General features: G+C 34.2%; 27 protein-coding genes and 1 pseudogene. 24 read left to right on the top strand and 4 right to left on the bottom strand.

Features of this window, described 5'->3' with window-relative positions:
- The first annotated feature begins 87 nt into the window (after positions 1-87).
- Together D0S48_RS05055 and D0S48_RS05050 are read left to right on the top strand one after the other, a co-directional pair.
- Positions 88-543 (top strand): helix-turn-helix transcriptional regulator, encoded by a 456-nt coding sequence (locus D0S48_RS05055; RefSeq protein WP_151110472.1) that lies wholly within the window; start codon positions 88-90, stop codon positions 541-543.
- A 54-nt stretch (positions 544-597) separates the two neighbouring features.
- The gene (locus D0S48_RS05050) at positions 598-1,374 is read left to right on the top strand and encodes a hypothetical protein (RefSeq protein ID WP_151110470.1); all 777 of its coding nucleotides are present in this window, start codon (positions 598-600) and stop codon (positions 1,372-1,374) included.
- Between the two features lie 111 nt (positions 1,375-1,485).
- On the opposite strand, the gene D0S48_RS05045 is transcribed toward D0S48_RS05050, so the two are convergent.
- Positions 1,486-1,938: an NUDIX hydrolase gene (locus D0S48_RS05045; protein ID WP_151110468.1), complete on the bottom strand. Its 453-nt coding sequence runs from the start codon at positions 1,936-1,938 to the stop codon at positions 1,486-1,488.
- Positions 1,939-2,098: 160 nt separating this feature from the next.
- Here D0S48_RS05045 and D0S48_RS05040 point away from each other — a divergent pair, with 160 nt between their 5' ends.
- The 8 genes from D0S48_RS05040 to D0S48_RS05005 all read left to right on the top strand — a co-directional run bounded on the left by D0S48_RS05040 (position 2,099) and on the right by D0S48_RS05005 (position 8,561).
- The gene (locus D0S48_RS05040; RefSeq protein WP_144538132.1) at positions 2,099-2,425 is read left to right on the top strand and encodes a hypothetical protein; all 327 of its coding nucleotides are present in this window, start codon (positions 2,099-2,101) and stop codon (positions 2,423-2,425) included.
- Between the two features lie 18 nt (positions 2,426-2,443).
- On the top strand, positions 2,444-3,142 hold the full coding sequence (locus D0S48_RS05035) for a class I SAM-dependent methyltransferase (protein WP_151110466.1): 699 nt from the start codon (positions 2,444-2,446) through the stop codon (positions 3,140-3,142).
- A gap of 53 nt (positions 3,143-3,195) precedes the next feature.
- On the top strand, positions 3,196-4,032 hold the full coding sequence (locus tag D0S48_RS05030; RefSeq protein ID WP_151110464.1) for an alpha/beta fold hydrolase: 837 nt from the start codon (positions 3,196-3,198) through the stop codon (positions 4,030-4,032).
- 68 nt (positions 4,033-4,100) lie between these two features.
- Positions 4,101-4,901, top strand: a complete 801-nt coding sequence (locus D0S48_RS05025; RefSeq protein ID WP_151110462.1) for a class I SAM-dependent methyltransferase — start codon at positions 4,101-4,103, stop codon at positions 4,899-4,901.
- Positions 4,902-4,909: 8 nt separating this feature from the next.
- Entirely contained in the window at positions 4,910-5,386 is a 477-nt protein-coding gene (locus tag D0S48_RS05020; protein ID WP_151110460.1) for an AraC family transcriptional regulator, read from the top strand.
- A gap of 136 nt (positions 5,387-5,522) precedes the next feature.
- A complete protein-coding gene (locus tag D0S48_RS05015) occupies positions 5,523-6,194 on the top strand; it encodes an AlkZ-related protein (RefSeq protein ID WP_151110458.1) in 672 nt (223 codons plus the stop codon).
- 96 nt (positions 6,195-6,290) lie between these two features.
- Positions 6,291-6,644, top strand: coding sequence for a VOC family protein (locus tag D0S48_RS05010; protein WP_151110456.1), 354 nt, complete (start codon positions 6,291-6,293; stop codon positions 6,642-6,644).
- Between the two features lie 447 nt (positions 6,645-7,091).
- A complete protein-coding gene (locus tag D0S48_RS05005; protein ID WP_151110454.1) occupies positions 7,092-8,561 on the top strand; it encodes a protein adenylyltransferase SelO in 1,470 nt (489 codons plus the stop codon).
- Positions 8,562-8,942: 381 nt separating this feature from the next.
- On the opposite strand, the gene D0S48_RS05000 is transcribed toward D0S48_RS05005, so the two are convergent.
- Both D0S48_RS05000 and D0S48_RS04995 read right to left on the bottom strand, forming a co-directional pair.
- Complete coding sequence (locus D0S48_RS05000; protein WP_151110452.1) at positions 8,943-9,164, bottom strand: hypothetical protein; 222 nt, start codon at positions 9,162-9,164, stop codon at positions 8,943-8,945.
- Between the two features lie 224 nt (positions 9,165-9,388).
- Complete coding sequence (locus D0S48_RS04995) at positions 9,389-10,204, bottom strand: EcsC family protein (RefSeq protein WP_151110450.1); 816 nt, start codon at positions 10,202-10,204, stop codon at positions 9,389-9,391.
- A 304-nt stretch (positions 10,205-10,508) separates the two neighbouring features.
- Between D0S48_RS04995 and sstT the strand changes: the two genes are divergently transcribed.
- The 6 genes and pseudogenes from sstT (at position 10,509) to D0S48_RS04965 (ending at position 14,912) form a co-directional block, all read left to right on the top strand.
- Complete coding sequence (gene sstT / locus D0S48_RS04990) at positions 10,509-11,741, top strand: serine/threonine transporter SstT (RefSeq protein WP_151110448.1); 1,233 nt, start codon at positions 10,509-10,511, stop codon at positions 11,739-11,741.
- A gap of 99 nt (positions 11,742-11,840) precedes the next feature.
- Positions 11,841-12,086: a hypothetical protein gene (locus D0S48_RS04985; RefSeq protein WP_151110446.1), complete on the top strand. Its 246-nt coding sequence runs from the start codon at positions 11,841-11,843 to the stop codon at positions 12,084-12,086.
- Between the two features lie 101 nt (positions 12,087-12,187).
- A complete protein-coding gene (locus tag D0S48_RS04980) occupies positions 12,188-12,742 on the top strand; it encodes a DUF1572 family protein (RefSeq protein WP_151110444.1) in 555 nt (184 codons plus the stop codon).
- A complete protein-coding gene (locus D0S48_RS04975; protein ID WP_191963872.1) occupies positions 12,720-13,820 on the top strand; it encodes a DUF1835 domain-containing protein in 1,101 nt (366 codons plus the stop codon). Before D0S48_RS04980 ends, D0S48_RS04975 begins: the two co-directional genes overlap by 23 nt.
- A 77-nt stretch (positions 13,821-13,897) precedes the next feature.
- Positions 13,898-14,371: a DinB family protein gene (locus D0S48_RS04970; protein ID WP_151110440.1), complete on the top strand. Its 474-nt coding sequence runs from the start codon at positions 13,898-13,900 to the stop codon at positions 14,369-14,371.
- Positions 14,372-14,417: 46 nt separating this feature from the next.
- Positions 14,418-14,912 (top strand): annotated as a pseudogene (locus D0S48_RS04965) (LURP-one-related/scramblase family protein).
- Positions 14,913-15,096: 184 nt separating this feature from the next.
- Here D0S48_RS04965 and D0S48_RS04960 read toward each other — a convergent pair.
- Positions 15,097-15,648: a glutathione peroxidase gene (locus D0S48_RS04960; protein WP_144538147.1), complete on the bottom strand. Its 552-nt coding sequence runs from the start codon at positions 15,646-15,648 to the stop codon at positions 15,097-15,099.
- 812 nt (positions 15,649-16,460) lie between these two features.
- Between D0S48_RS04960 and D0S48_RS04955 the strand changes: the two genes are divergently transcribed.
- From D0S48_RS04955 to D0S48_RS04920, 8 genes are all read left to right on the top strand, one after another.
- A complete protein-coding gene (locus tag D0S48_RS04955) occupies positions 16,461-16,904 on the top strand; it encodes a VOC family protein (protein WP_144538148.1) in 444 nt (147 codons plus the stop codon).
- A gap of 33 nt (positions 16,905-16,937) precedes the next feature.
- Positions 16,938-17,498: an AAA family ATPase gene (locus D0S48_RS04950; RefSeq protein WP_151110438.1), complete on the top strand. Its 561-nt coding sequence runs from the start codon at positions 16,938-16,940 to the stop codon at positions 17,496-17,498.
- A 24-nt stretch (positions 17,499-17,522) separates the two neighbouring features.
- The gene (locus D0S48_RS04945; RefSeq protein WP_151110436.1) at positions 17,523-17,969 is read left to right on the top strand and encodes a GNAT family N-acetyltransferase; all 447 of its coding nucleotides are present in this window, start codon (positions 17,523-17,525) and stop codon (positions 17,967-17,969) included.
- Between the two features lie 265 nt (positions 17,970-18,234).
- Positions 18,235-19,017: a serine hydrolase gene (locus D0S48_RS04940; RefSeq protein ID WP_151110434.1), complete on the top strand. Its 783-nt coding sequence runs from the start codon at positions 18,235-18,237 to the stop codon at positions 19,015-19,017.
- Between the two features lie 16 nt (positions 19,018-19,033).
- Positions 19,034-19,930 carry an alpha/beta fold hydrolase gene (locus tag D0S48_RS04935; protein WP_151110432.1) on the top strand — a complete coding sequence of 299 codons (897 nt, stop codon included), beginning with the start codon at positions 19,034-19,036 and terminating at the stop codon, positions 19,928-19,930.
- Between the two features lie 29 nt (positions 19,931-19,959).
- Complete coding sequence (locus D0S48_RS04930; protein ID WP_151113719.1) at positions 19,960-20,532, top strand: GNAT family N-acetyltransferase; 573 nt, start codon at positions 19,960-19,962, stop codon at positions 20,530-20,532.
- A complete protein-coding gene (locus D0S48_RS04925) occupies positions 20,529-21,416 on the top strand; it encodes a hypothetical protein (RefSeq protein WP_151110430.1) in 888 nt (295 codons plus the stop codon). Before D0S48_RS04930 ends, D0S48_RS04925 begins: the two co-directional genes overlap by 4 nt.
- A gap of 18 nt (positions 21,417-21,434) precedes the next feature.
- Complete coding sequence (locus D0S48_RS04920) at positions 21,435-22,259, top strand: SDR family oxidoreductase (RefSeq protein ID WP_191963871.1); 825 nt, start codon at positions 21,435-21,437, stop codon at positions 22,257-22,259.
- Positions 22,260-22,569 lie beyond the last annotated feature (310 nt).

Genomic DNA, 22,569 nt, shown 5'->3' with positions numbered 1-22,569 from the left:
AAGAAGCTCAGTTATCCGACTGAGCTTTTGGTATTTTATTTAGTATATTTCAGTTATAATTAGTGTAAAATTACACGAGGTGAGCCCATGGATCGTGATTTCTTAATACATATAACTTCTCAAAGTCTTAAGCTTATTAGAGTAGAAAATGACTATACACAAGATAAAATGGCCGAACTCTTAGGCATCTCAAAGAAAACTTTGGTTCAGATAGAAAAGGAAAGGACTTTTGCAAATTGGACGACTACTATCGCAATATGCGCTTTGTTCCGTGATAGTCCTACGCTACAAAATCAAATTGGGGGAGATCCAATGGAGGTCATTGAGCTCACTGCCCATGATGTAATTATAAGACCAAAGGATAAAACGCTTGGCGGCTATATATGGTGGAAAAATGTAGAGGAGAAAAATGGTTTTCGTCTTCAACAAAATGTGCTCAGCAAGCACTTTCGAATAGTGGATGAAGAAAATTACCGTATACTTAGCACCTTTGATGAATTGGTAGCTAGAGAAAAATGGAGTATTATTAGTCAAAAAATATAATGTTGTTCAAACCTCCCTTTTAGTGTAATATTACACTAAAAGGGAGGTTTAGTTATGAGGGAAATAAAAAAATATATCCTGATACTTTTGTATTTAGTTGCGTTGGTGTTTAATTTCATGCCTGCTATTAAATTTCCAGATGGCAATTTAAACTTTTATCATTTAGTTATTTCTATATGTCTTTTGGTAGGGTTATTAATTTACACTGGCAAAAAGATGTTGAGGATTTGGATATTAATAGCTTTTGGAGCATCATTGACTGTATTCGGTATAAATAGTTTGGAAAATCAATTTTTGCATTTTTCCTTTTTAGACGTAATTGCGAATATACAATATCCACTGTATATGTTTTTCGTTATTCCGTTGTTTGGACTAAACAAATTATTGAATTTGAGCTATGGGAGTTTTTCGTTGATCGTTTCTCTAATATATTTAGTCATTCTGGCAAGTAACTATGCCCAATATAAGTGGAAAAAACAAAACGTAGCTTTTATTATTTTAGTTCTTATGTTTTATTGTTTCCCATTTGGATATTATGCAATGTATTTAGACTTTACGAAAGGAACGATGATTGGATACCTAATTATGATTATAGGGACAATAGTTCTTGCCTACATATGTAAGTCGTTTCTCTTTATTTCAGTCCTGTTAATAGGAAATATATTGTCAATTATCAGTTCTTTATATTTTATTCATATGATGAATACGACTGTAGACTGGGGATATTATTTTAAACCATTCCGTCCCTATACTGTATTTTTTATAAGCTTCCTCTTAAACTGTATTCCTCAATGGATTATCAGTAAATCAGTTAAAAGGAGGTCTATATAAAGACAAAAAAAGGCTGACTTTCTTTAGAGCTATTGGAATCCATGTATTACTAATACAAATTTGAAGTGTCAAATTCTGTTTGATAATAAAATGAATTAATAATTTACAATTTCACCTAGTGATCCATTGCATGTCCACCGCTTTTTTCTTTGCTAGTTGTAAAATTTGAAGTCTAGGGGCATATTTGTTTTCAAGTTGTGTGATAAGCAGCTCGAAAGTTAAGAAATTACTTATAAGATAACCGGTTTTTTCGTTTTGAAAGTCATATTTTCCAAGTGTTTTTACTTTAGAAAGGTACCAAACTGTATATGTATCTGTAGAAGACCAGTACCAGGAGGCAAATGGTATCTTTTCCTCCATTAATGTAATACCTACTTCCTCCATTACTTCTCGAACCAAAGCTTCCTCTAAGGTCTCGCTATTTTCAACTCGACCACCAATAGTGGTGATTAGCTGTTCATCTTTGTCCCAAGCAAGCATAATCATACCTTGCTCATTTATGGGGATACAATGAACCCCAGCAATTTGTTTATCGGTTGGTAGAGTATCGATAAAATTTAGCATGAAATTTCCTCTTTCGTTTTTAAAAGTATTCGATAATAATTGTAAAATACCTCTTAAAATAAAATACAGAATAATTAAAAATCTATTATTATATTTACAAATTTTGGTGTATAATTTAGTAGAAAGCCTATTTACAGTTCTCATAAAAGGGGGTCTAAGGTTGAAAAATTTATACGTAATAGTTGCTACTTTACTTGTGGAAACTGCATTAATCTGGGGTGTTTCTATCTTATTAAATTGGAAGATGGTTGATATAATCTTCCTTGGAGGATTAGCTTTATTTGGACTGATTTGGTTTTTTCAACTTAATTCAAATAGACAAAGCAATGCTGAAAATGCACATCTGAAAGGCTGGAATGGGCAGAACGGGGGAGCGATTACTCCGTTTCAGTTTAAGAGTTCTCCAGTAATTATTGGTCTATTACTTTTTATTGTAGTGAGCTTTTGTGTCACAGCATTTACTTATTATCCTTACTTTATTGATTAAACGAGACGGGGTCTAATAATGCGGAGGTTAGTTACTGAACCAGAAGATTTATATCTATTGTTAGATAGTCTATTAAGAGAGCCAAAATTATTTTGGAATGGGTTTTATAGTGATCGAAAAAAAGATATTCCTTTCTTTAGTAACGTACCCGATGAAAATTTAGTCGATTATATAGATTGCGGTATATTTAAGCCGGGGAGAGTATTAGAGCTAGGCTGTGGCCCGGGGCGAAATGCTATTTATCTTGCCAAAAAAGGATATGTAGTAGATGCCGTTGATCTTTCGAGGGAAACTATAAACTGGGCTATCGAGCGAGCTAAAATAGAACAAGTAGATATCAATTTTAATTGTCAAAATATTTTTGAACTGAATTTTCAGGAAGGAAGCTATGATATCGTGTATGATTCTGGCTGTTTTCACCATATTGCACCCCATCGACGAATAAGTTATATCCAATTAATAAAGAAAGCTTTAAAAACAGGTGGTTATTTTGCTATCACATGCTTTGCACCAAATGGTGAGTATGGCGGGTCTACAATTTCAGACATAGAAGTTTATCGAACTCAAAGTTTAAAGGGAGGGCTTGGCTATGATGAAGAGAAATTAAGAGCTATCTTTAAAGACTTTGAGGAAATAGAGATAAGACAAATGAAAGAAAGTGATCAGTCAGTACTAGGCCTGGCTGGTTTTATGACGGCAATTTTTCAAAAGAGATAGTTGGTAAGTAAATTTTTGAGCATTAAAGTGATATAGAGTAAGGAGAAGTTTCAATGTCTAAATGGTTAAGACAAATGGTAACAACTAGTCGAGGGGTTTTTGAAGTGTTTATTAAAGGAGAAGGGGAACCAGTTTGCGTTACTCATCTTTACTCAGAGTTCAATGATAGTGGTGACTATTTTGCAGATGTTTTCACAAATACAAACAAAGTATTTCTTGTGAACCTGAGAGATGTGGGTAGCTCGGACAAGCCTAAATTTCCACACGAATTAAGCATGATAGATGCAGTTCTTGATTTAGAAGCAATCCGTCAGGCATTTGGATATGACAAGTGGACCTTTGCAGGACATTCAACAGGAGGGATGCTGGGTTTAATATATGGCATTCATTTTTCCTACTATTTGAAATCTCTTGTAGTAGTTGGATCCTCTGCAAGGGAGTATAGCTCCACCTCTCCTAAATGTATCTATAATGAGGAACACCCAAATTATAAAAGAATGCAAGCCTTAATGGAGCTGTTAAAAAAACCTGATCTTACTAAAGAAGTAAGACTTCAACTCTCAAAAGAGAGGACACAATTTTCTTTGTACCACCCCGAAAGCTATGATGAATTGTTTTCATGTAATATACATAAGAAAATATCTGCAAACAGATTAAACTTCTTTGGAAGAGAGGTTTTAATCTATGATGTGACTCGCCAGCTTGATAAAGTTGAAACTCCTGTACATATTCTTTGTGGACGACATGATGTTCAATGTCCTGTAGAACTTTCTATAGAGATGAAAGAGCTATTGCCGCACGCATCCCTCCATATATTTGAACAGAGTAATCACTATCCATATTTAGAAGAAAAAGAGTTATTTATTCAAACTATTTATGAAGTTTTATAAACGAAAGAAATTTAGTTTAGTATCAATCGTTAAATGATTTATTTTCAATGAAGGAAGGGCATGAGTATATGAGAAGCTATGGAAATGATTTGTTTTCAGGAACAGCTAGATATTATTCACTTTATCGACCACTTTACCCTGATACTCTTATCAGATTTTTAATACATAAACTTGCTTTAGATGGTACAGGACAGATGTTGGATTTAGGTTGCGGTGATGGAAGATTGGCATTAAGATTTGTCGATTGGTTTGAAACGATAGTAGGGGTAGATCAAGAACCAGAGATGATTGAAGAAGCTAGATATCTACAGAAAGAATCTAGACATGACAATATTGAATGGTTTACAGGTAATCTTGAAAAATTTAACGCTCAGCAAAAAAAAACGTTTAAGATGATAACTATTGCAAAAGCTTTTCACTGGATGGAACGAGAAAAAACGCTTGAAATGTTATTTGACATGTCTTCACTAGGGGGAGGGATTGCAATTATCGACCCATGTTCTAAAAAAAATGAACGTTCTTTATGGCAAAACAAAGTGGATGAGGTTATCAAGCATTGGTATGGTTCAGAGCGAAGGGCAGGAAATACAATTTACCAATCTCCTAGTGAGAATTATGAGCAGCTAATTGAACGTTCTAAATTTAAATTGGACAAAGTGGAGCTTCCACCCTATGAACAAAGGTGGAGCATAGATTCTATTATTGGCAATATATATTCTACATCCTATGGAGCAAAACACTTTTTAGGTGACAATGTTCATTTATTTGAAGAACATTTAAAGAAGGAGTTATTGGCAATAGAACCAACTAATACTTTTAAGGAAAATATACATCTATCAGTCATTCTAGCACTTAAACAAGGAGAGTAGGTTGAAAAATGAATATAACTATAGTGGAATTGCCTAATTATGAAGTAGCATATATAAGACGTTTTGGCAGTTATCTTGAACCTAATACACACTGGGGAAGACTAATGGAATGGTCGTTCTCCGAAGGTCTTTTTCCGCCTGCGCAAGATTTCATAGGAATCTCATTAGACAACCCCAGCCTAGTAACCCCAGACAATTGCAGACATGATGCTTGCGTAACTTTACCTAGCAATTTTAAAAAAGGAGAACATAAGGAAATAAAGTACCAAACGTTAGAAGGTGGATTATTTGCCTTATGTTCCTATTACGGAGAACCTCAAAATCTACATATTGCTTATGATCAAGTATACGGTCAGTGGCTTCCAGCAAGTGATTTCGAACCAGATTTTAACCGATCCAATTTGGAATTTAGCCGAAATAACCCTGCAGAAGACTCAAAAAGATATGCTAAGGTAGATCTTTATGTACCTATTAAGGAAAAGTAACTGAACTTCAATGTATACGGTGATTATGATCAATAAGAATCTAATACAGCTTCCTGTTGAACATCTGCTGCATACAATTTTATAGATGTTTAAACAAAACATATAAGTAAGAGGATTTTATAGGAGGGTTAAATGTATGGAAAAACAGATTAAATCATATGAAGAAGCTGTTCTGATAATAGAAGAAATAGGGTTATTACCCCTTGCCCCCTTAATACCCGATTATCCTTCACTTAGTAGTGTAACACCTAAAGATAGCTGGCATTCTGATACGGCATTCGATCCATGGATATGGCGAACAAAATTTTCAACGGATGGAGTAGCAGGATACGGAAAGTTTATTAAGAAAAAATCTGTGCTAATTTCTCGTGAGCTTCTCCCATATTTTAAAAAGGTACTAGGAGAGGTAGCATCAATTGAAAAACGTTTTGCAGATGGAAAATTATCAAGAGAGGCATTAGCAATCTTTCAGTTAATTGAAGACGAACAGGGTATAGATACTAGAGTTTTAAGGAAAAGGGCGGGACTTTCACATAAGGATCAGAAGAAAATATTTGAGAATGCTTTATTAGAACTCCAAGGAACGATGGATATAGTTATAGCAGGAATTCAAGAAAAAAAAGATGAGCATGGAGAGAAAAATGGGTGGAATAGTACTGCATTTGAAACCTATGAAGCATGGACAGAAAGAAACAGTATAAAGAATCTAGAACTTAGTAAAAGGGAAGCTATAGAGTTTTTGATTGCTCATTTTGAAAACAAATGCAATGAGAATGCGATGAAGAAGCTAATGAAAATATTGATATGAGTTTGTCTAGAGCAATATCCATGGGATTTTATAGTACTTAAATCTGAAGAGCAATTGGATTGAAAAATCGATAAAACAATAGAAAGTGGGTAAAAGATGGGTAAAGTTGTAGGCTTTGAGATGAACAGTCAGGAACCAGAAAAGGCTTCGAAATTTTACGCAGAAGTATTTGGATGGAAGGTACATGAACCAAGCTGGGATTATTGGCCGGTCACTACAGATGAAAACACTGAAAGTAATCATCTGCAAGGTGGTATCAGTAAAGGACCTCATGATTATCCACATGGCACTAGAGTTCAAATTGAAGTAAATTCGATAGATCACTCTTTATCCAAAGCTGTTGCAAATGGAGCTATGGTACTGAGAGAAAAAATGGAATTTGATGATTTCTATCTTGCTTATCTTGTTGACCCAACAGGAATCGGTATTTGTTTAATAGAGAATAAATGAAAAATAACAAGAAGGAGCGGCGTGTGCCAGCTCCTTTTTATAATTCATGCTCAACTCCCCTATTCCATACGATTTACTACACCCTCCTTTATTTTTACTACAATCAACGCGTCGTTGACGACAAGAATTTCAAATTTTACGACAATCCGAAATCTGAACTATCCATTAAAATAGTTTGGTCTTTATAACTAATTAGGGATCATTTGTCACTCGGAGCTCCAGCGATTTGGCCTTCCTTATTGCTCACATTGCTAAAAAATGTCTATCTATAACTGAATTGAATTTTGCTTCATACTCTTTTCTGTTCTTCATATAAATTATACATATGTAAAACACCGATCAAATAAAGGTAAGTCATTAACTAGCGTATTACCCTACAATGAAGGGTATAATGAGAACAATAAGTAGAAGATAACTATTAAATGCTAGAGAGGAAAGGAAGATAGGATGTCAGAACAGAGAAAACGAGCTGGATGGAATTTAGACAACAGTTATGCAAGTCTTCCACCAATATTTTATACAATAATAGAACCTAATCCTGTTAGGTCACCAAAGCTAGCTATCTTGAATGAATCGCTTGTAGCTGAGTTAGGATTAGATGCAAATCTTATGAAAAGTGAACAAAGTTTACAAATCCTTGCAGGTAACAAAGCACCTAAAGGTAGCGAGCCTCTTGCTCAGGCATACGCAGGACACCAATTCGGCAATTTTACTATGCTAGGTGATGGACGTGCATTATTGTATGGGGAACAGATAACTCCAAACGGAGTGCGTTTAGATATTCAGCTAAAAGGTTCAGGGAGAACACCTTATTCCCGTGGAGGAGATGGAAGAGCGGGACTAGGCCCAATGCTAAGAGAATATATTATTAGTGAAGCAATGCATGGTCTTGGTATACCGACAACGCGCAGCCTATCTGTTGTAACTACTGGTGAAGCTATTGTTAGAGAGACTAAACAGCCAGGGGCAGTTATGGCGAGAATTGCCAGCAGTCATATTCGAGTTGGTACTTTCCAATTTGCTGCAAATATGGGAGAGTATGAGGATTTGCAGGCATTAGCTGACTACACGATTAACAGGCATTATCCTGAATTGAAGGATAAAGAAAATAAATATTTATTGCTACTTGAGGAGGTAGTAAAACGTCAAGCAACCCTTATTTCTCAATGGCAGCTAGTTGGTTTTATACACGGCGTGATGAATACAGATAATATGAGCATCAGCGGGGAAACAATAGACTACGGACCATGTGCTTTCATGGATACGTATGATATGAAAACAGTTTTTAGCTCGATTGATACTCAAGGTCGCTACGCATACGGAAACCAACCAGGTATTGGTGGTTGGAACTTGGCTAGACTTGCTGAAAGCTTACTGTCCCTTATACACGAGGAGCAGGAGGAAGCTATTAGGCAAGCACAGGAAGTACTATCCGCATATCCAGAATATTTCCAAACAAATTATTTAAATGGTATGAGAGTAAAATTAGGATTATTTAATAAAAAAGAAGAGGATTTATCTCTTATTCATGAGCTTCTAGAACTAATGGAGAAATATAATGCAGACTTTACGAACACCTTCCGTGCTCTTACTATGGAGAAACTAGAGGAAAATGAACTTTTCAAATCCGATAAATTTGCTCAGTGGCAAACGAAGTGGTCAGAAAGATTAGAAAATCAACAAGAATCGAAGCATGAATCTATAGAACTGATGAAACAACATAATCCAACAATAATTCCAAGAAATCATCGCGTAGAGGAGGCCCTAAATGCAGCAGTTGAAAAAGAAGACTATCATGTGATGGAAAAGCTACTAGCAGCGCTTAAAAATCCTTACGATTATTCAGCTGATAACCTGGAATATACAGAACTACCTCCGAAAACTAGCGGCGGATACCAAACCTACTGTGGTACATGATAATAAAAGACTGTATTTCCTTCCTTTAAGCAAATGCTAAAGATGAGAAAGCAGCATTAGTCACCTAGTAATTCTAAATTAATTTCTTATTGAAGCCTACAAACAAGTATTTTGTTTGTAGGTTTTTTGGTTTGATATGCAGTAATTACTTCGTTTATATGCTTAATCATATCTTCAATTTTGTAAAAGGATTTTATTGGTAAGTTAAAGGTATTTAGTATCATGCGTTTCTGATAGGTATTATATATCAACTAAAATAGCGACATTTTTAAGACATATCTATCCAATCAATAAATTAATATACTGAAAATTGTAATTCTAACGATAAATGAAGGTTTTTAAAAAGGAGGAAGTGAATGTTCACTTTCCTCCTTTCACTATTTATCTCTTTTTCTTTCTTCCGAGCTCTAAAGTAGCTTTATTTTTCTCGACTATTTTTTCGAACTCTACTTGAACATGCACATGATTATTGTCATTATAAGTGACATCTAGAACCTTACACTTTCGTCCTTTGATTTTTAGATCTTCGTCCACTGCAGGAATAGTTCTTAAGGCTTGAGTTAATACGATTGTATTATTTTCATGAAAATGTACCGCGAACATGTGCTTTTCCCCTTTTTCCAATAAATTAATTCCAATAGTAGAATCTCTATATTTTATGAAAAAGACAGGAATATAGAACAATAGAAACGGCAAACTTGAACTTCTAGAGAATAGAGTAATAATGATAGAATCGACCGATTAATTTTTTGAACAAATAATTCCCCATAACAGTTTAAATATGTCTAACTGTTACGGGGAAATTCACTTTGTGAGGCATTTTTCTTTTAAACTGAATCACTTTTTATATCCTGTAGCTTTTCATAAATTCTTCTTTTTCTGTAAAGCATAGTTCCAGTCTCTGCGATGTCTTGGATCATTCCTTTGTTTGCAAATGCTCCGAAGATGATTCCAGCGATTGGCACCATTTGTAAGAGCTTTTTCCATCCGAATTGATCACGATAAGTGAAAAATACCTCCTGCCATCCTTTTAACTGAGACAACATATTTTCAGATGATTGCTTGTTTTGATGTAGAGCAGATAATTCATTTAAAATGGATTCCTTTCCCACAATATCAGCCGAAGCAAACTGTAGGCACTTAACGATAAAAACACGCTCTTGCTTATCATTTGGATCATAACCATGAATAATCGCAATTTCTTGCAAAGTTTTAAGTGCTGTACCTAGGATCAAAGGAATATCAATCGCTAAAGTAAAAATACCCCCGATCCCAGTTGTTGCACCTTGCAGTGTGGCAAATTTCACTCGTTCCTTTTGGAGATTTTCACTCAATATAATCATATCTTCTAAAGGGATGTTCCTAATATCCTCAATAGATTCTATAGGTTCATATTTAGTGGAAGATTGTATTTTTTTAATCATTGCTTGTTCATTAATTAAGTATTTTCCACCCGTTTGAATATAACTACCTATTTCAGAAACAAGTACGCCAATTTTCTCTTGGATGAAAGCGGGAGTTAACTTGTCAAGAACCTTAAAAGGAAGGCGCCCTATCTTCTCCCAAAACCATAAACCCTTTTGGTCTTTCTCCCAATCTTCAATTTCCTGTTTTCGAGAATATAAATATTCTTTCGTTTCCATCTATCACTTCTCCTTTTAATGAATTCCTACTATAACTATAATCTATTGTAACTTTCTTTTCTTAATAAGACGCCCACATTTCTTTAACAGTTTCCTAAAAGAAAGATTATTACAGCTTCCAAGAATTGTTACAGGTGCCTGGCACCTGTAACAATTAGCAAATATTATCTTGCAATAATTGTTTACCAATTCTTAATCTTCGTGTTAAACTATCATTTATACTTAGATAACACAAAAATTTGATGTAATGAAGAGTCATTACATCTTAGATTATGCTATTATGTTAAATATCGGGGGGAAAAACATGAAAAATCTTATACATAAGTGGAACCAAGTAAGCCTAGTTAAACAAATTTTACTAGGGATTGTAATAGGTGTGGTTCTAGCTGTAACTATACCTGACGCTGCAAACTGGGTAACTATTTTCGGAACTTTATTTGTAGGTGCTTTGAAGGCTGTTGCACCAATATTAGTTTTATTCTTAGTTATGCATGCTATCTCTTCTCACAAAAGTGGCCAGCAGACTAATATGAAGTCAATTCTTATACTTTATGGAATTGGAACTTTCCTTGCAGCACTAGTTGGTGTAGTTGCTAGCTTTATATTTCCGGTTACTCTTACCCTCACCACAGGAGCTGAGGATGTAACTCCTCCTAGTGATATTGTAGAGGTATTGAAAACTCTTTTGTTCAACGTTGTTGATAATCCAGTAAATGCAATTTTAAATGCCAATTATATCGGAATTTTGACTTGGGCTATCTTACTAGGTCTAACTTTAAAGAATGCTGCAGAAACAACAAAGAATGCCATTGCAAACTTTTCTGATGCTATCTCTCAATTAGTTAAATGGGTTATTAAATTAGCTCCACTCGGTATTTTAGGACTTGTTTTTGAGGCAATAGCTACAAATGGTCTTTCTGCTCTAAAGGAATATGGCCAATTAATTATCATATTATTAGGATGTATGTTATTTGTGGCGTTGGTTATTAATCCGCTCATTGTATACATATATGTACGCAAAAATCCTTATCCATTAGTATTCCGAACGTTAAGAGAAAGTGGTATAACTGCTTTCTTCACACGTAGCTCGGCTGCTAATATCCCAGTAAATATGGGGCTTTGTGAAAAGCTAGAATTGGACAAGGATACTTACTCTGTTTCAATTCCATTAGGTGCTACTATTAATATGGCTGGAGCAGCAGTAACTATTTCTGTATTGACACTTGCTGCCGTTCACACTTTAGATATAGAAGTAGATATAGCTACTGCAATAATCCTAAGTGTACTAGCTGCCGTTTCAGCTGCAGGTGCTTCAGGAGTAGCTGGCGGATCTCTTTTACTTATTCCATTAGCTTGTAGTCTATTTGGGATTCCTAACGAAATAGCAATGCAGGTTGTTGGTGTCGGATTCATCATTGGAGTTATTCAAGATTCATGTGAAACAGCGCTAAACTCTTCTTCTGATGTATTGTTCACAGCAACGGCAGAATATGCGAAAGATCGTAAAGAAGGAAAAGAAGTAATTATTCACTCCTAATAAAATAGCACCCCTTCATAAAGAGAAACTTTGTGAAGGGGTGCTTTTTACATATTTCTCAACAAATGAAGGATACTAAAGCAAAAAGGAGATTCCTAAATGTCCGAGTGTCCTCTATGTAACGCATTTAATCATTTAGAGCAATACTGTCCAAAGTGTACCAATCCTTTAGAAGATGCTGGTAAGGAAAGTGATTTTTTTGATCCCTATGCTCATTATAACGATTTAAATACTATAAAGATGGGAGACGGTTATCCAGACACATACAAAGATGACACCTGTCCACATCTTATTATGTGTAATAACTGCGGTTACGATGAGGTAAAATTTGTACAAGGAATATAATAAAGAAGCAGCTGATTTTGAATTTGAAAACAGCTGTTTTATTTTGTTCTATAAAGTACAATATATGTAATAATGAAAAAATTCGTAAGCGAGGTGGAGTTTTGAGTATTGAATCAGAATATTTATTGGCAGTTAAAAAAAGATTTGAAAGTATGAAAGCACTAGGGGACAAAACCTTTAATCAATTATCAGAAGAGGATATACATTGGACTTTAAATGAAGAGTCAAACAGTATTGCAATTATAGGGAAGCATATGAGCGGTAATATGATATCAAGATGGACTGACTTTTTAACCTCTGACGGTGAAAAGCTGAATCGAAATCGAGATAGTGAATTTGAAGATAATAACATAACCAAAAGGAATCTCCAGTCTATGTGGGAGAATGGATGGCATGTATTAATGAAGGCACTAAATGAACTAAAAGAGGAGGATTTATTGAAAATAGTTTATATTCGTGGTGAAGATCACTCCGTTATCGAGGCGATTGAAAGACAGTTAGCACACCAATCCTATCATGTCGGTCAAATAGTCTATATTGGTAAGCTTATTAAAAATAAGGAATGGAAAAACTTAAGTATACCAAAAGGTAAATCAGATGATTACTTACGCCAAATGCTAGAACAAAATGCTAATGAAAAGAGGAGTTATCATTAAAAAAAAGATTCATCACCCATTCATTTATTTTTTCTTCGAGCCGAATACAGTCATTGTTTATAAAATAGAAACTCAAATATATTTAACTGTTTATGATTTAAGAAAGCATGATTGCGATATTTATAAAATTAATGCAGCAATTGACTTTGAATATTTCCATCATGAAAATTATGAACCAGCTATTTCTTATAGCTACTTCATCAATGTGGATCTAATGGTTGAAATAGTAGAAGAGATCAACCTAGTAATACAAGATTATCTTCGCAAGAATTTCCAAAAACCTGAGGGCCCTTATCATATAGTTTGCTTTGAATCTACTGCCGGTTCGCTTAATGTGGGACTTCCAAGGCCAAAGACGGTAATCGCAATTCCGGATAACTTATCGTATGGTCCTTTAGGGAAATTAGATAAAAAAGAAGACAGAAAAATACGTGAAGAATGGCTATATGAAAATATAAATGACGAGCTTGAAGAAGGAATTTATACATGTAAATTCAGTAATTCATTACGCCAAATCGAGGATATTTCAGAGTCAGTACCTATTTATTTATGGTGTGGGAACAATGCAGCTGAACAAATAGGACTTCGATTTATGTTGTATTTATTGAGAAAAAAGAAAAATACTATCTATCTATTAGGAGATCAGATAGAAGAGAAAAAAGCTGATATTTCTTTTACGAGTCAAATGGATTCAAAACAAATAAAATCCTTATTTGAGCGAAATAAAGAAAGCCGCCAACTATCCCTAGAAGAACGTTCTTATTACTCGGAGGAATGGTTAAAATTAATCGAAAGAATGGAAGTATTGCGCATTTGGAATGATGGGGAAATATTAGGCGTCCCAGAGAGCTTTTTTGATTCTCTCATCCTGGAAACACTAGAAGGACTACATGCCAAGCAAACGGAAAAAGATTTCATCCCTGTTGGAGAAGTGATTAGAGAGATGTTAATTTCTTCAGAAGCTAAAATCAATTTGTTCTTTTTAGAATATAGAATAAGACAGTTAATTTATAATGGCTCTTTATATATAAAAGGAATTCCTAAATCTATTGACCGATACAAAGTAAAACTTCATTAATGACTTTCAAACAACATTGGCTTTTAAGTCAGGGACTTTTATAAAGGTTTCTAAATACTTGGAAGGGAGTCTTGAAAATGAGAAAGTTCTTTGAGTACAATTGGCACGTAAGAGATGATTGGTTTGAATGGTGTAAGCAATTATCAAAAGAGGAGTTAAATAAGAAACGATGCGGTGGAGTAGAAAGTATTTTACATACCCTTTTTCATATTACAGAAGTAGAATACAGCTGGTTGCGAGGGATTCAGGGAAAAGAAGATATCCAATTTGAATTTTGTAATTACGAAACCTTGGAAAAAGTACAACTAATCTCAGATGAACTGAGAGATGAAAATGCAAAATTTTTATACTCAAACTTTGATATGAATAAGATGGTGAGTGTACCTTGGGATAAAGCAAAGTATACAATTGATGAAATTTTACACCATATTGTCGCACACGAAATACATCATATAGGACAACTTTCAGTTTGGGCAAGAGAACTAAATTTAGCGCCTATTCAAGCTCACTTCATTGGAAGAAGGATCGATATTTTAAGCGAAAATAAATGAAAGTAAATTAAAACAAAATTTACTATATACAATGGAGGAAAAGTAAATGAAGGAACTTTATATAAAGCAAAAGGTATTGAGTCTAAGTGGCAAGTTTACTGTAAAGAATCAGCAGGAGAACGATGTTTACTTCGTGGAGGGCAGCTTTATGCAGATTCCAAAAACTTTCTCCATTATGAATACATCAAGAGATGAAGTCGCGCTCATTACAAAGAAAATGTTCAGCTTCTTACCAAAGTTTTTTGTAGAGGTGAATGGTAGAGAGGTGTTAACGATTAAGAAAGAATGGTCCTTCTTGAAAGCGCGCTATTCTATTGACGCGGCAGGCATTGAGGTACATGGCAACTGGTGGGATATGAACTTTCAGGTGTTAGAGCATGGGGAAGTGGTAGGTAATGTGAACAAGGAGTGGTTCACTTGAGGAGATAGCTACAAGGTTCAAATTCTAAAAGAAGAAATGGAAACTATTATTATTTCGCTTGTTATCGCAATTGATTGTGTGAAGGCTGACGAAGCTGCATCCTCATCAGCCTCCGTTTAAAAATAAGAAGTTATGAATATTAACTAAGATGTATTTTCAGATAATACTAAAAAGAGATTCTTAAAATAATGTAGCTACTCTAAAAAGTACAAAAAAGGCAACAGAGTCTTTACATCAAAAAAAACGTCACAAAACACGATTTTTGCAAATTCACAAGAATCGTATTTTGAGAATTCAACCGGAACTATAATATTGCTTCAATATCCTTTTCCATATCTACTGTATCAGTAGTAGGTTCAAAGCGATGAAGAACATTGCCATTACGGTCTAATAAAAACTTGGTAAAGTTCCATTTAATAGAGTTACCGTGCATATAATGTGGAACCTTTTCATTAATGAGCGAACTTAAGATTCGCGATGATGGATGAAAATTGTTGAATCCTTTAAAGGGCTTAACCGCAGTTAGATAGTTGAAAAGAGGTTCAGCTCCCTCGTCTCTTACTTTTACCTTAGAAAACATAGGGAATTGAACACCATAATTTAACTTACAAAATTGGTTTATATCTTCATTCGTCCCAGGCTCCTGGTTATCAAAGTGATTAGTGGGGAATCCTAATACAACAAATCCTTTATTCTTATATCGATCGTATAATTTCTGAAGATCCTCATATTGATATGTAAAGCCACACTTACTAGCAGTATTGACAATTAATACTACATTCCCTTTAAATTTCTCTAACGAAACTAAGTTACCGCTGATGTCTGGCACTTTAAAATCAAAATCATAGATACTCATCTTTATTCTCTCCCATCTTCTAATAAAATAATGTAATAAGAGTCTTATGAACTAAGTCTTAAGTCTTATATTTTGATTATAGTATACTTTTAACTCTTTTACCAAATAACTGCTTAGTAAATTAATAGATGGTAACTAAATAATAGTTTGAATGAGCTATGCCTAAAGGTATTTGTAAATTTAACAAACTGAGACCATTAATAAATCCAAAAGTGGCGATCACTAAAGAAGGAAATGAAGAACTTTTGGCGTATTTATATAAATTGAGATTTTTTTGCATTAAGTTTTTATTACATATGGGGTTGGGGTTCGAGAGGGTCTGGATGCGATAGTCTAATGAGTTCCGAGGTTTTGAAAAGAGGTAATTCTTAGTATTTATGCATGATACATACTCAAATACTAGAGGGATATACATTTCTAGTATTTGAGAGGCTGAATTTATAAGTTTTCATTTTGTTGTTTTATTTCATCGCCAGTCAGAATTATGTTTGCTTCCTCAAGCGCCTTATGTTCATCAACAGAGTTCCCAGGCACATTTTTGCCATTGGGAAAGGCAAGTGTTAACTTCTGTTTTTTATGAGAATTTTTTAGATAGTTCTCTTGCTATTTCAATTTGTATCACTCCTTTTTAAAAGGTTTTACAAGAGCATTTAAACTTATACAAATATATAAATTAATAGGTATTACAAGCTAAATAATGGGTTTTAAAATGAAAAATTTATTTGGTGTGTCTATCGTTCGGCGTATTTATGGTGTATCAATTTTTCCCACGTTATAAGATGCCTAAGGAATAAAATGGAGGAGGAAAGTCAATGAATCGAATTAATATTATTACACTAGGTACAAGGGATATAGTCAGTGCTCACCATTTTTATAAACAGCTTGGATTTGCCACATCTATTAGAGGAACAGAATCAAATCCGCATATTATTTTCTTTAAAAATGAAGGAACGAAAATAGCATTGTATCCAATTATGGAGCTTGCAAAGGATACAAATAAAGAGAATCCCCCAGTCTTATCAAGTGGATTCCCAGGAATTACATTAGCTTACAACGCAAAAACCAAAGAAGAAGTGGATGAGTTAATGGAAAAGGCTAATTTAGCAGGGGCAACTATTCAGAAAGCACCGAAAGCAACTGATTGGGGAGGCTATGGAGGCTACTTTACTGACCTAGATGGCTACTATTGGGAAATAGCTTATGCTGAAGACTGGGAGTTTGATGAAAACAATATGTTAGTGATAGAGGATCAATAAAGCTTGTTTTTAAGATAACGGAGGAAAATGAAAATGGAGAAGTTTGTGTTTATATTTGGTCCTCAAGCAGTTGGTAAGATGTCAGTTGGACAGGAGCTCGCAAAATTGACGGGTCTAAAGCTATTTCATAATCATATGACAATTGATCTACTAGAGCCGCTCTTTGGCTTTAGTGATGAAATGTGGCGGCTCACTCATCAATTTCGAGAGGAAATATTTCAATCATTTACTCAAAGTAATCATTGCGGAATGATTTTTACAAAGGTTTGGTATTTTGATAAAAAAGAGGATTGGGATGATGTTGAAAGTATATGTCAGTTGATGTCTTCTAATGGGGTCTCTATTTACTTTGTTGAGTTAGAAGCACAAGTAGAGGAAAGATTAAAGCGAAATAAGGATCCACACCGTTTGGAATGTAAACCAACAAAAAGAAACGTGGAGCAATCAGAACAGCATTTACTAAGTACATTGCAAAGCAATAGGTTGAATTCGTTTCCTGAGGAAATTAAACGGGGAAACTATTTAAGAATAGATAATACTTTTTTAAGTCCAGACGAGGTAGCAAAAATAATTAAATCTGAGTTTCATTTATAAAATTATAGAATATGAGGAAACAATATGTCTGTAAATTCCACGTTAGAAATAATAAGTGAGTTAACTACAAAGGATCAGTGGATAGAAGCTTATCCTATAATGAAGCAGCTGAGAACTGATTTGACCTTGGAAGCGTACATAGATTTATTACAAGAAATGCAGAAGGATGGTTACAAGCTTTACGCCTTATACTTTCAAGGGAAAATAGCTTCATTAGTCGGTTTTAGCTGGAGAACAAATTTTTACAGTAAGCGTCATATATTTGTCTACGATTTAGTAACCGATGCGTCCCAGCGTTCAGGTGGCTACGGCAAGAAGTTATTAAAATACATACAGGATTATGCTAAAGAAAACGGTGCAGAATATGTAGCACTAGAATCAGGTATTCAACGAATAGATGCACATCGGTTTTATGAAGAAAAATTAGAATATGACAAATGGTGCTATTCCTTTAGAAAAATATTAATTTAATATAAAAAACATTAAACGTCTTCAAAGTATTCATTGAAGACGTTTTTCTTATACGAACAGAGATTTATAATTTGGAGGGATGGATAATTTTATATGCGTTCAATTAGACAACTAGAGTGAAGCACAGTCTTTATTACATATAAGTATCAGAAAATTCACTTTTAACATATTTGCCATTTATTAGTGTGTTATGATAAAGATAAAGCCTATTCTTGTAGTCTAGGTATAACATTATATAATATTCTTTTTTGCTAGGTGGGATTTAATGGAAAACATATCAGAAAAATTAAAGGAAATTAAGCAGGGGGAAATTGGAATCACGCTTTACTCAACGACAGAAGATAAGATTTTACTTACTTTAAATAAGGATTTAATAGTGCCATTAGCTTCTGCAGCAAAGATAGCAATTGCTTTTTGCGTTGTAAAATTGGTGGAAGAGCAGAAATATAAGTGGACGGATAAAATACAAAATATAAAATTTAACCCTGATGAGGATAGCGATGTCCTTTATCCTCATTATCAAAATAGGTCCAGCCTGATGCTTTGTGAAGCGGTAGAGGTGATGATTGCCTGCCATGATAGTCATGTAGCAAATAGCATAGTTCAATTTTGTGGAACCTGGGACTATTTTAATCAAAAGATTCGAACCTATTTTAAGAAAATTAATATAAAGCAAAATCCAAAGGATTTAAGTAGCGAGGGCGAGTTAGCTCAAATCTTAGAACTTTTAAAATGTAGTATTCAAGGCTATGATTCAGAGCCAGAAGTATGGGCTCCTCTTGTCAATGGACTAGTTAGGCAAAGAGGAGAAATCAAAGGAATTCCAAGCCACTTAGTAAATCATATGACAGGTGGATTAGATAATGTAGTAATAGATATTGGGATAATCGGTGAATTTACGAAAACTCCAATTTTATTCGTTTTAGGAGCCAAAAATTTGCCAAATCGAAATATTAATCAATTGGCGGATGAGAAAATAGCAGAAGCTTTGAAATTAATTTACGAAACATATTGTAATAGTAACATTGTTCAGGACTGTAAAATTTGATAAAAGGGGGCAATTTATGAACGATGGACAGTTGATACAAATCAATGGAAAAGAACTTTACATAGAAGAAAGTAAGACCTGTGACAAAGCAGTCTTATTTCTTCATGGCGGACCAGGAGAGAGCTGCTTTGATTTTTCTTATCACCAGACAAGTAGGTTAGGCAGTCGCTTTAGATTAATTACTTTAGATCAACGTGGTGTTTGTAGGTCGGAGGCTATTAAAATAGAAGAATCTTTTTGTCTAGATGATTTAATAGAAGATTGTGAGGAGCTTCGAAAACATTTGGAAATACAGGAGTGGTCTATTATTGGTCATTCTTTTGGAGGTTATCTAGCTGCACTTTATGCTCACCGCTACCCCAATTCAATTGAAAAAGTTATTTTTGAAGCTCCAACTTTTGACTTTGAACTGACAGGAAAGGCACTCCTCCGTAAGACGGCGGATTTATTTGAAAAATATGGACAGCCACATCTTCAAGAACAGTGCATGGAATTGGCTAATAGCTCTTATTCGCCCAGATTGCTTGTTGAAGGATATGCGGAGCTTAGCTCTTTTTTAAATGATAAAAGAATGGAAATATATACATCTAACTTTGATAATTCTACCGATTCGACTGTCTATACAGAGAACCAATGGGAAATATTTTATGATAAATCAGAAGTTCATTTTAATCGTTTGAGAGAAGAAGGAAGTATTTTTAAATCAGCCTTACACTTGCTTAAAGAAATAAATATACCTTGTTTATTAATTTTGGGAGAGCATGATGTAGTGACTTGTCCTATTCAAATAGAAGTTTTTAACAAAGATTTACGACAGGGTGAAGTGGTTTTAATAGAAAACTGCGGACATTCCCCACATTTTGAAACACCAGAGCAATATTGCGAAATTGTAACAGAGTATTTGTTGAGATAAATTTTTTTATGGAAGCTGAGGATTTTAATATGGATCATTTATTTACAATAGATTGTGGTGAAATATTATTAAGAGAGTTTTCAATTGAAGATGTCGGTGCTATTTATGAAATAACATCACAACCAGAGGTTTATGAATTTTTACCTGATTGGCGTTCTACAAAAGAACAACGAGCAAGCTGGGTTACAAACTATGAAATTCCATCAAACCAATCTTTTTTGTCAGCAGTGCCAAATATTGATGATCAAAACTATTTAAAGTTAGGGATTATTTTAAAGAAAAGCGGAAAACTTATCGGTTTTTGTAATACAGGTTTGAAGGAGGAGCTTCCCGAACAAAATCGAGAAATAGCTTATGCAATATCCAGGCATTATCGAAAGCGTGGTTATGCTTCAGAGGCTGTAAAGGGATTAGTCCGTTATTTATTTACATATACAAATGTTCAACTATTAAATACGGTAGTCCTTCCTCGCAATCTTGGATCGCTCAAAGTTATTCATAAATGTGGTTTTGGCTTTAAAGGGACTATCCAAATAGATTCTGAACAACATGAGCATTATACGATAACAAAAGAAGAATGGCTGAGAGGTTTATTGAAATGAATATCGCACCATCAAATGAACACATAAATAGTTGGATACAACAATATGTACCAGAACTAGATTTCTTTTTTATTAAAGAATCGGACTTACTAGAACTGGATAAGTATCTTTTTGAAGTGCTAATTATACCGAAGAATGAATTTTTCAAGCACACTTCTTATAATGATATTCAAATTGTGAATAGCTACGAGTTTTGGAGTATAGCAAATGATGTTCAATATATTATAGTAGCGAAATCTGAATGGTTTAACAAACTACCGAAAGATCAAAAAAATATGTTAAATAAAAGGCAAGTAGAAATAAATAGAGGATTAGTTTTACCTTTAAATAATACAAGCAGTAATATTTCAGATGAACATTTGGTATTCAAAAATAGTAAAACATACATAGTAATTCAAAGTAAAATGTGGAACTCTCTCTCTTATCAGTTAAAAGTAGAGATGCTTCTGGAATATGCAAAGAAATGGGATAGTTGGTCTTGTTCGGAGTTGCCAGAAAAAGCTCCAATACATTTAAAACAGTTTGCAAATACTTTTCCTTATAAGGCGGGAAGTAATTGTTTATCCGCAACATTATTCGCTGCCACGCAGCATGAATGGATGATACATGAATGGGTGCATCCACAAACATTTTTAGAAGGGATTAAAAAGGCAGGGTACTTAATTCATGAAGGAGATGTTGAAGATACTGACATTATTACTTGGATTAATACAGAAGGAGTTATTCAACATGCCTCTTACTGTATAGGTGATAAGCTCTTCTTCAATAAAAATGGTCAAACCTTCTTTAACCCTTGGAAAATAGTAGAATGGACTAAACTTAAAGAAGAATGGAAGAAATTCAATACAAGAATCTATAGAAAACCTTATAATAACCAAATCTAAAAACAAAGGAAAGATATGATGAAAATACTTATATTAGGTGCTACAGGATTTTTAGGTTCCACCCTATATCGAAGGGCTTTAGAAGATGACTTGCTAACCGTTGTAGGAACCTCTCGATTGCTGAAAAATGAAATAAATTTAATGCAAGTAGATGTAACAGACAAGCCTTCCATTGTAGAAGCTATTAAGAAGAGTATGCCGGATGTAGTAATATGGTGTCTTATGAGTCTGGAGGCAGAGGATCAACTAATTCACGTGGGATTGAAAAATGTCCTAGAAGAATTAGAAAGTACCACCAAGCTAATCTTCGTATCTACCGATGCAGTATTTGTGGAAGGGAAAGGCAGCTATAAGGAATTGGATCCTACCGGTTTGTTGCCTAAAGAAGCCAGGCTAGCTGTATATGTAAATGCAAAACATGCGGGAGAAAGCTATGTTATGAATTCTCATCCAAATCATGTAATAATTCGAACAGGTCCTTTGTATGGCGATTTCAATAAATTAGACAATCGAACAGACCAAATAATAAAGAACATTAAAGAAGATAAACCATTCCATGCGTGGGCAAATGTTTTTAGATCCTTTGTGAATGTGGATGACTTATCTTATGCTATTTTAGAACTAGCTAAAAATGATGTGACGGGAATATTACATGCTGGGCCGTTAAAGAAGGATAGCTATTATTCCTTTTACAAAAAACGTTTAGAGCAGCTGGGCTTGGATAGCCCACTCTTTCTTCCGCTGACGGTCTCACAGGATGAATCTCCTTATCTTTCCTTTGATACATCATTAAACACCGAAAAGATTCATCAACTGCTTTCAACTACTTTTCGAATCATTTAATTACATTAAGGTGAACGGTCATAAATAAATTTATGCGGTCATAAAACTTACTTGAACGGTCATAAAATTTTCTATCCGGTCATAAAACTTGCTTGAACGGTCAAAAAAAATTTTATACGGTCATAACAAAACGAATTACTAAAAATCTACATTTTTATCGTGCAGCAAACGTAACTACTTCTATTAAAAGTGAAAAAATCACCACTAATACAAAAGGCGCGTTATTTAGAAAGTGTATATAGGCTTATCGAATGAGTGAGGCTACATTAAACTCAATCGAAAAGCCTGTTTTTTATTCCATTGAAGGAAA

The sequence above is a fragment of the Psychrobacillus sp. AK 1817 genome (genome assembly GCF_008807035.1).
Lineage (GTDB): Bacteria > Bacillota > Bacilli > Bacillales_A > Planococcaceae > Psychrobacillus > Psychrobacillus faecigallinarum.
This window is presented reverse-complemented; position numbering and strand designations above follow the sequence as displayed.

What these genes read in the sequence shown, in the direction of transcription:
- D0S48_RS05055 (WP_151110472.1), top strand. Translation starts at nt 88, where the DNA reads ATGGATCGTGATTTCTTAATACATATAACTTCTCAAAGTCTTAAGCTT.
- D0S48_RS05050 (WP_151110470.1), top strand. Translation starts at nt 598, where the DNA reads ATGAGGGAAATAAAAAAATATATCCTGATACTTTTGTATTTAGTTGCG.
- D0S48_RS05045 (WP_151110468.1), bottom strand. Translation starts at nt 1,938, where the DNA reads ATGCTAAATTTTATCGATACTCTACCAACCGATAAACAAATTGCTGGG.
- D0S48_RS05035 (WP_151110466.1), top strand. Translation starts at nt 2,444, where the DNA reads ATGCGGAGGTTAGTTACTGAACCAGAAGATTTATATCTATTGTTAGAT.
- D0S48_RS05030 (WP_151110464.1), top strand. Translation starts at nt 3,196, where the DNA reads ATGTCTAAATGGTTAAGACAAATGGTAACAACTAGTCGAGGGGTTTTT.
- D0S48_RS05025 (WP_151110462.1), top strand. Translation starts at nt 4,101, where the DNA reads ATGAGAAGCTATGGAAATGATTTGTTTTCAGGAACAGCTAGATATTAT.
- D0S48_RS05020 (WP_151110460.1), top strand. Translation starts at nt 4,910, where the DNA reads ATGAATATAACTATAGTGGAATTGCCTAATTATGAAGTAGCATATATA.
- D0S48_RS05015 (WP_151110458.1), top strand. Translation starts at nt 5,523, where the DNA reads ATGGAAAAACAGATTAAATCATATGAAGAAGCTGTTCTGATAATAGAA.
- D0S48_RS05010 (WP_151110456.1), top strand. Translation starts at nt 6,291, where the DNA reads ATGGGTAAAGTTGTAGGCTTTGAGATGAACAGTCAGGAACCAGAAAAG.
- D0S48_RS05005 (WP_151110454.1), top strand. Translation starts at nt 7,092, where the DNA reads ATGTCAGAACAGAGAAAACGAGCTGGATGGAATTTAGACAACAGTTAT.
- D0S48_RS05000 (WP_151110452.1), bottom strand. Translation starts at nt 9,164, where the DNA reads ATGTTCGCGGTACATTTTCATGAAAATAATACAATCGTATTAACTCAA.
- D0S48_RS04995 (WP_151110450.1), bottom strand. Translation starts at nt 10,204, where the DNA reads ATGGAAACGAAAGAATATTTATATTCTCGAAAACAGGAAATTGAAGAT.
- sstT (WP_151110448.1), top strand. Translation starts at nt 10,509, where the DNA reads ATGAAAAATCTTATACATAAGTGGAACCAAGTAAGCCTAGTTAAACAA.
- D0S48_RS04985 (WP_151110446.1), top strand. Translation starts at nt 11,841, where the DNA reads ATGTCCGAGTGTCCTCTATGTAACGCATTTAATCATTTAGAGCAATAC.
- D0S48_RS04975 (WP_191963872.1), top strand. Translation starts at nt 12,720, where the DNA reads ATGAAAAGAGGAGTTATCATTAAAAAAAAGATTCATCACCCATTCATT.
- D0S48_RS04970 (WP_151110440.1), top strand. Translation starts at nt 13,898, where the DNA reads ATGAGAAAGTTCTTTGAGTACAATTGGCACGTAAGAGATGATTGGTTT.
- D0S48_RS04960 (WP_144538147.1), bottom strand. Translation starts at nt 15,648, where the DNA reads ATGAGTATCTATGATTTTGATTTTAAAGTGCCAGACATCAGCGGTAAC.
- D0S48_RS04955 (WP_144538148.1), top strand. Translation starts at nt 16,461, where the DNA reads ATGAATCGAATTAATATTATTACACTAGGTACAAGGGATATAGTCAGT.
- D0S48_RS04950 (WP_151110438.1), top strand. Translation starts at nt 16,938, where the DNA reads ATGGAGAAGTTTGTGTTTATATTTGGTCCTCAAGCAGTTGGTAAGATG.
- D0S48_RS04945 (WP_151110436.1), top strand. Translation starts at nt 17,523, where the DNA reads ATGTCTGTAAATTCCACGTTAGAAATAATAAGTGAGTTAACTACAAAG.
- D0S48_RS04940 (WP_151110434.1), top strand. Translation starts at nt 18,235, where the DNA reads ATGGAAAACATATCAGAAAAATTAAAGGAAATTAAGCAGGGGGAAATT.
- D0S48_RS04935 (WP_151110432.1), top strand. Translation starts at nt 19,034, where the DNA reads ATGAACGATGGACAGTTGATACAAATCAATGGAAAAGAACTTTACATA.
- D0S48_RS04930 (WP_151113719.1), top strand. Translation starts at nt 19,960, where the DNA reads ATGGATCATTTATTTACAATAGATTGTGGTGAAATATTATTAAGAGAG.
- D0S48_RS04925 (WP_151110430.1), top strand. Translation starts at nt 20,529, where the DNA reads ATGAATATCGCACCATCAAATGAACACATAAATAGTTGGATACAACAA.
- D0S48_RS04920 (WP_191963871.1), top strand. Translation starts at nt 21,435, where the DNA reads ATGAAAATACTTATATTAGGTGCTACAGGATTTTTAGGTTCCACCCTA.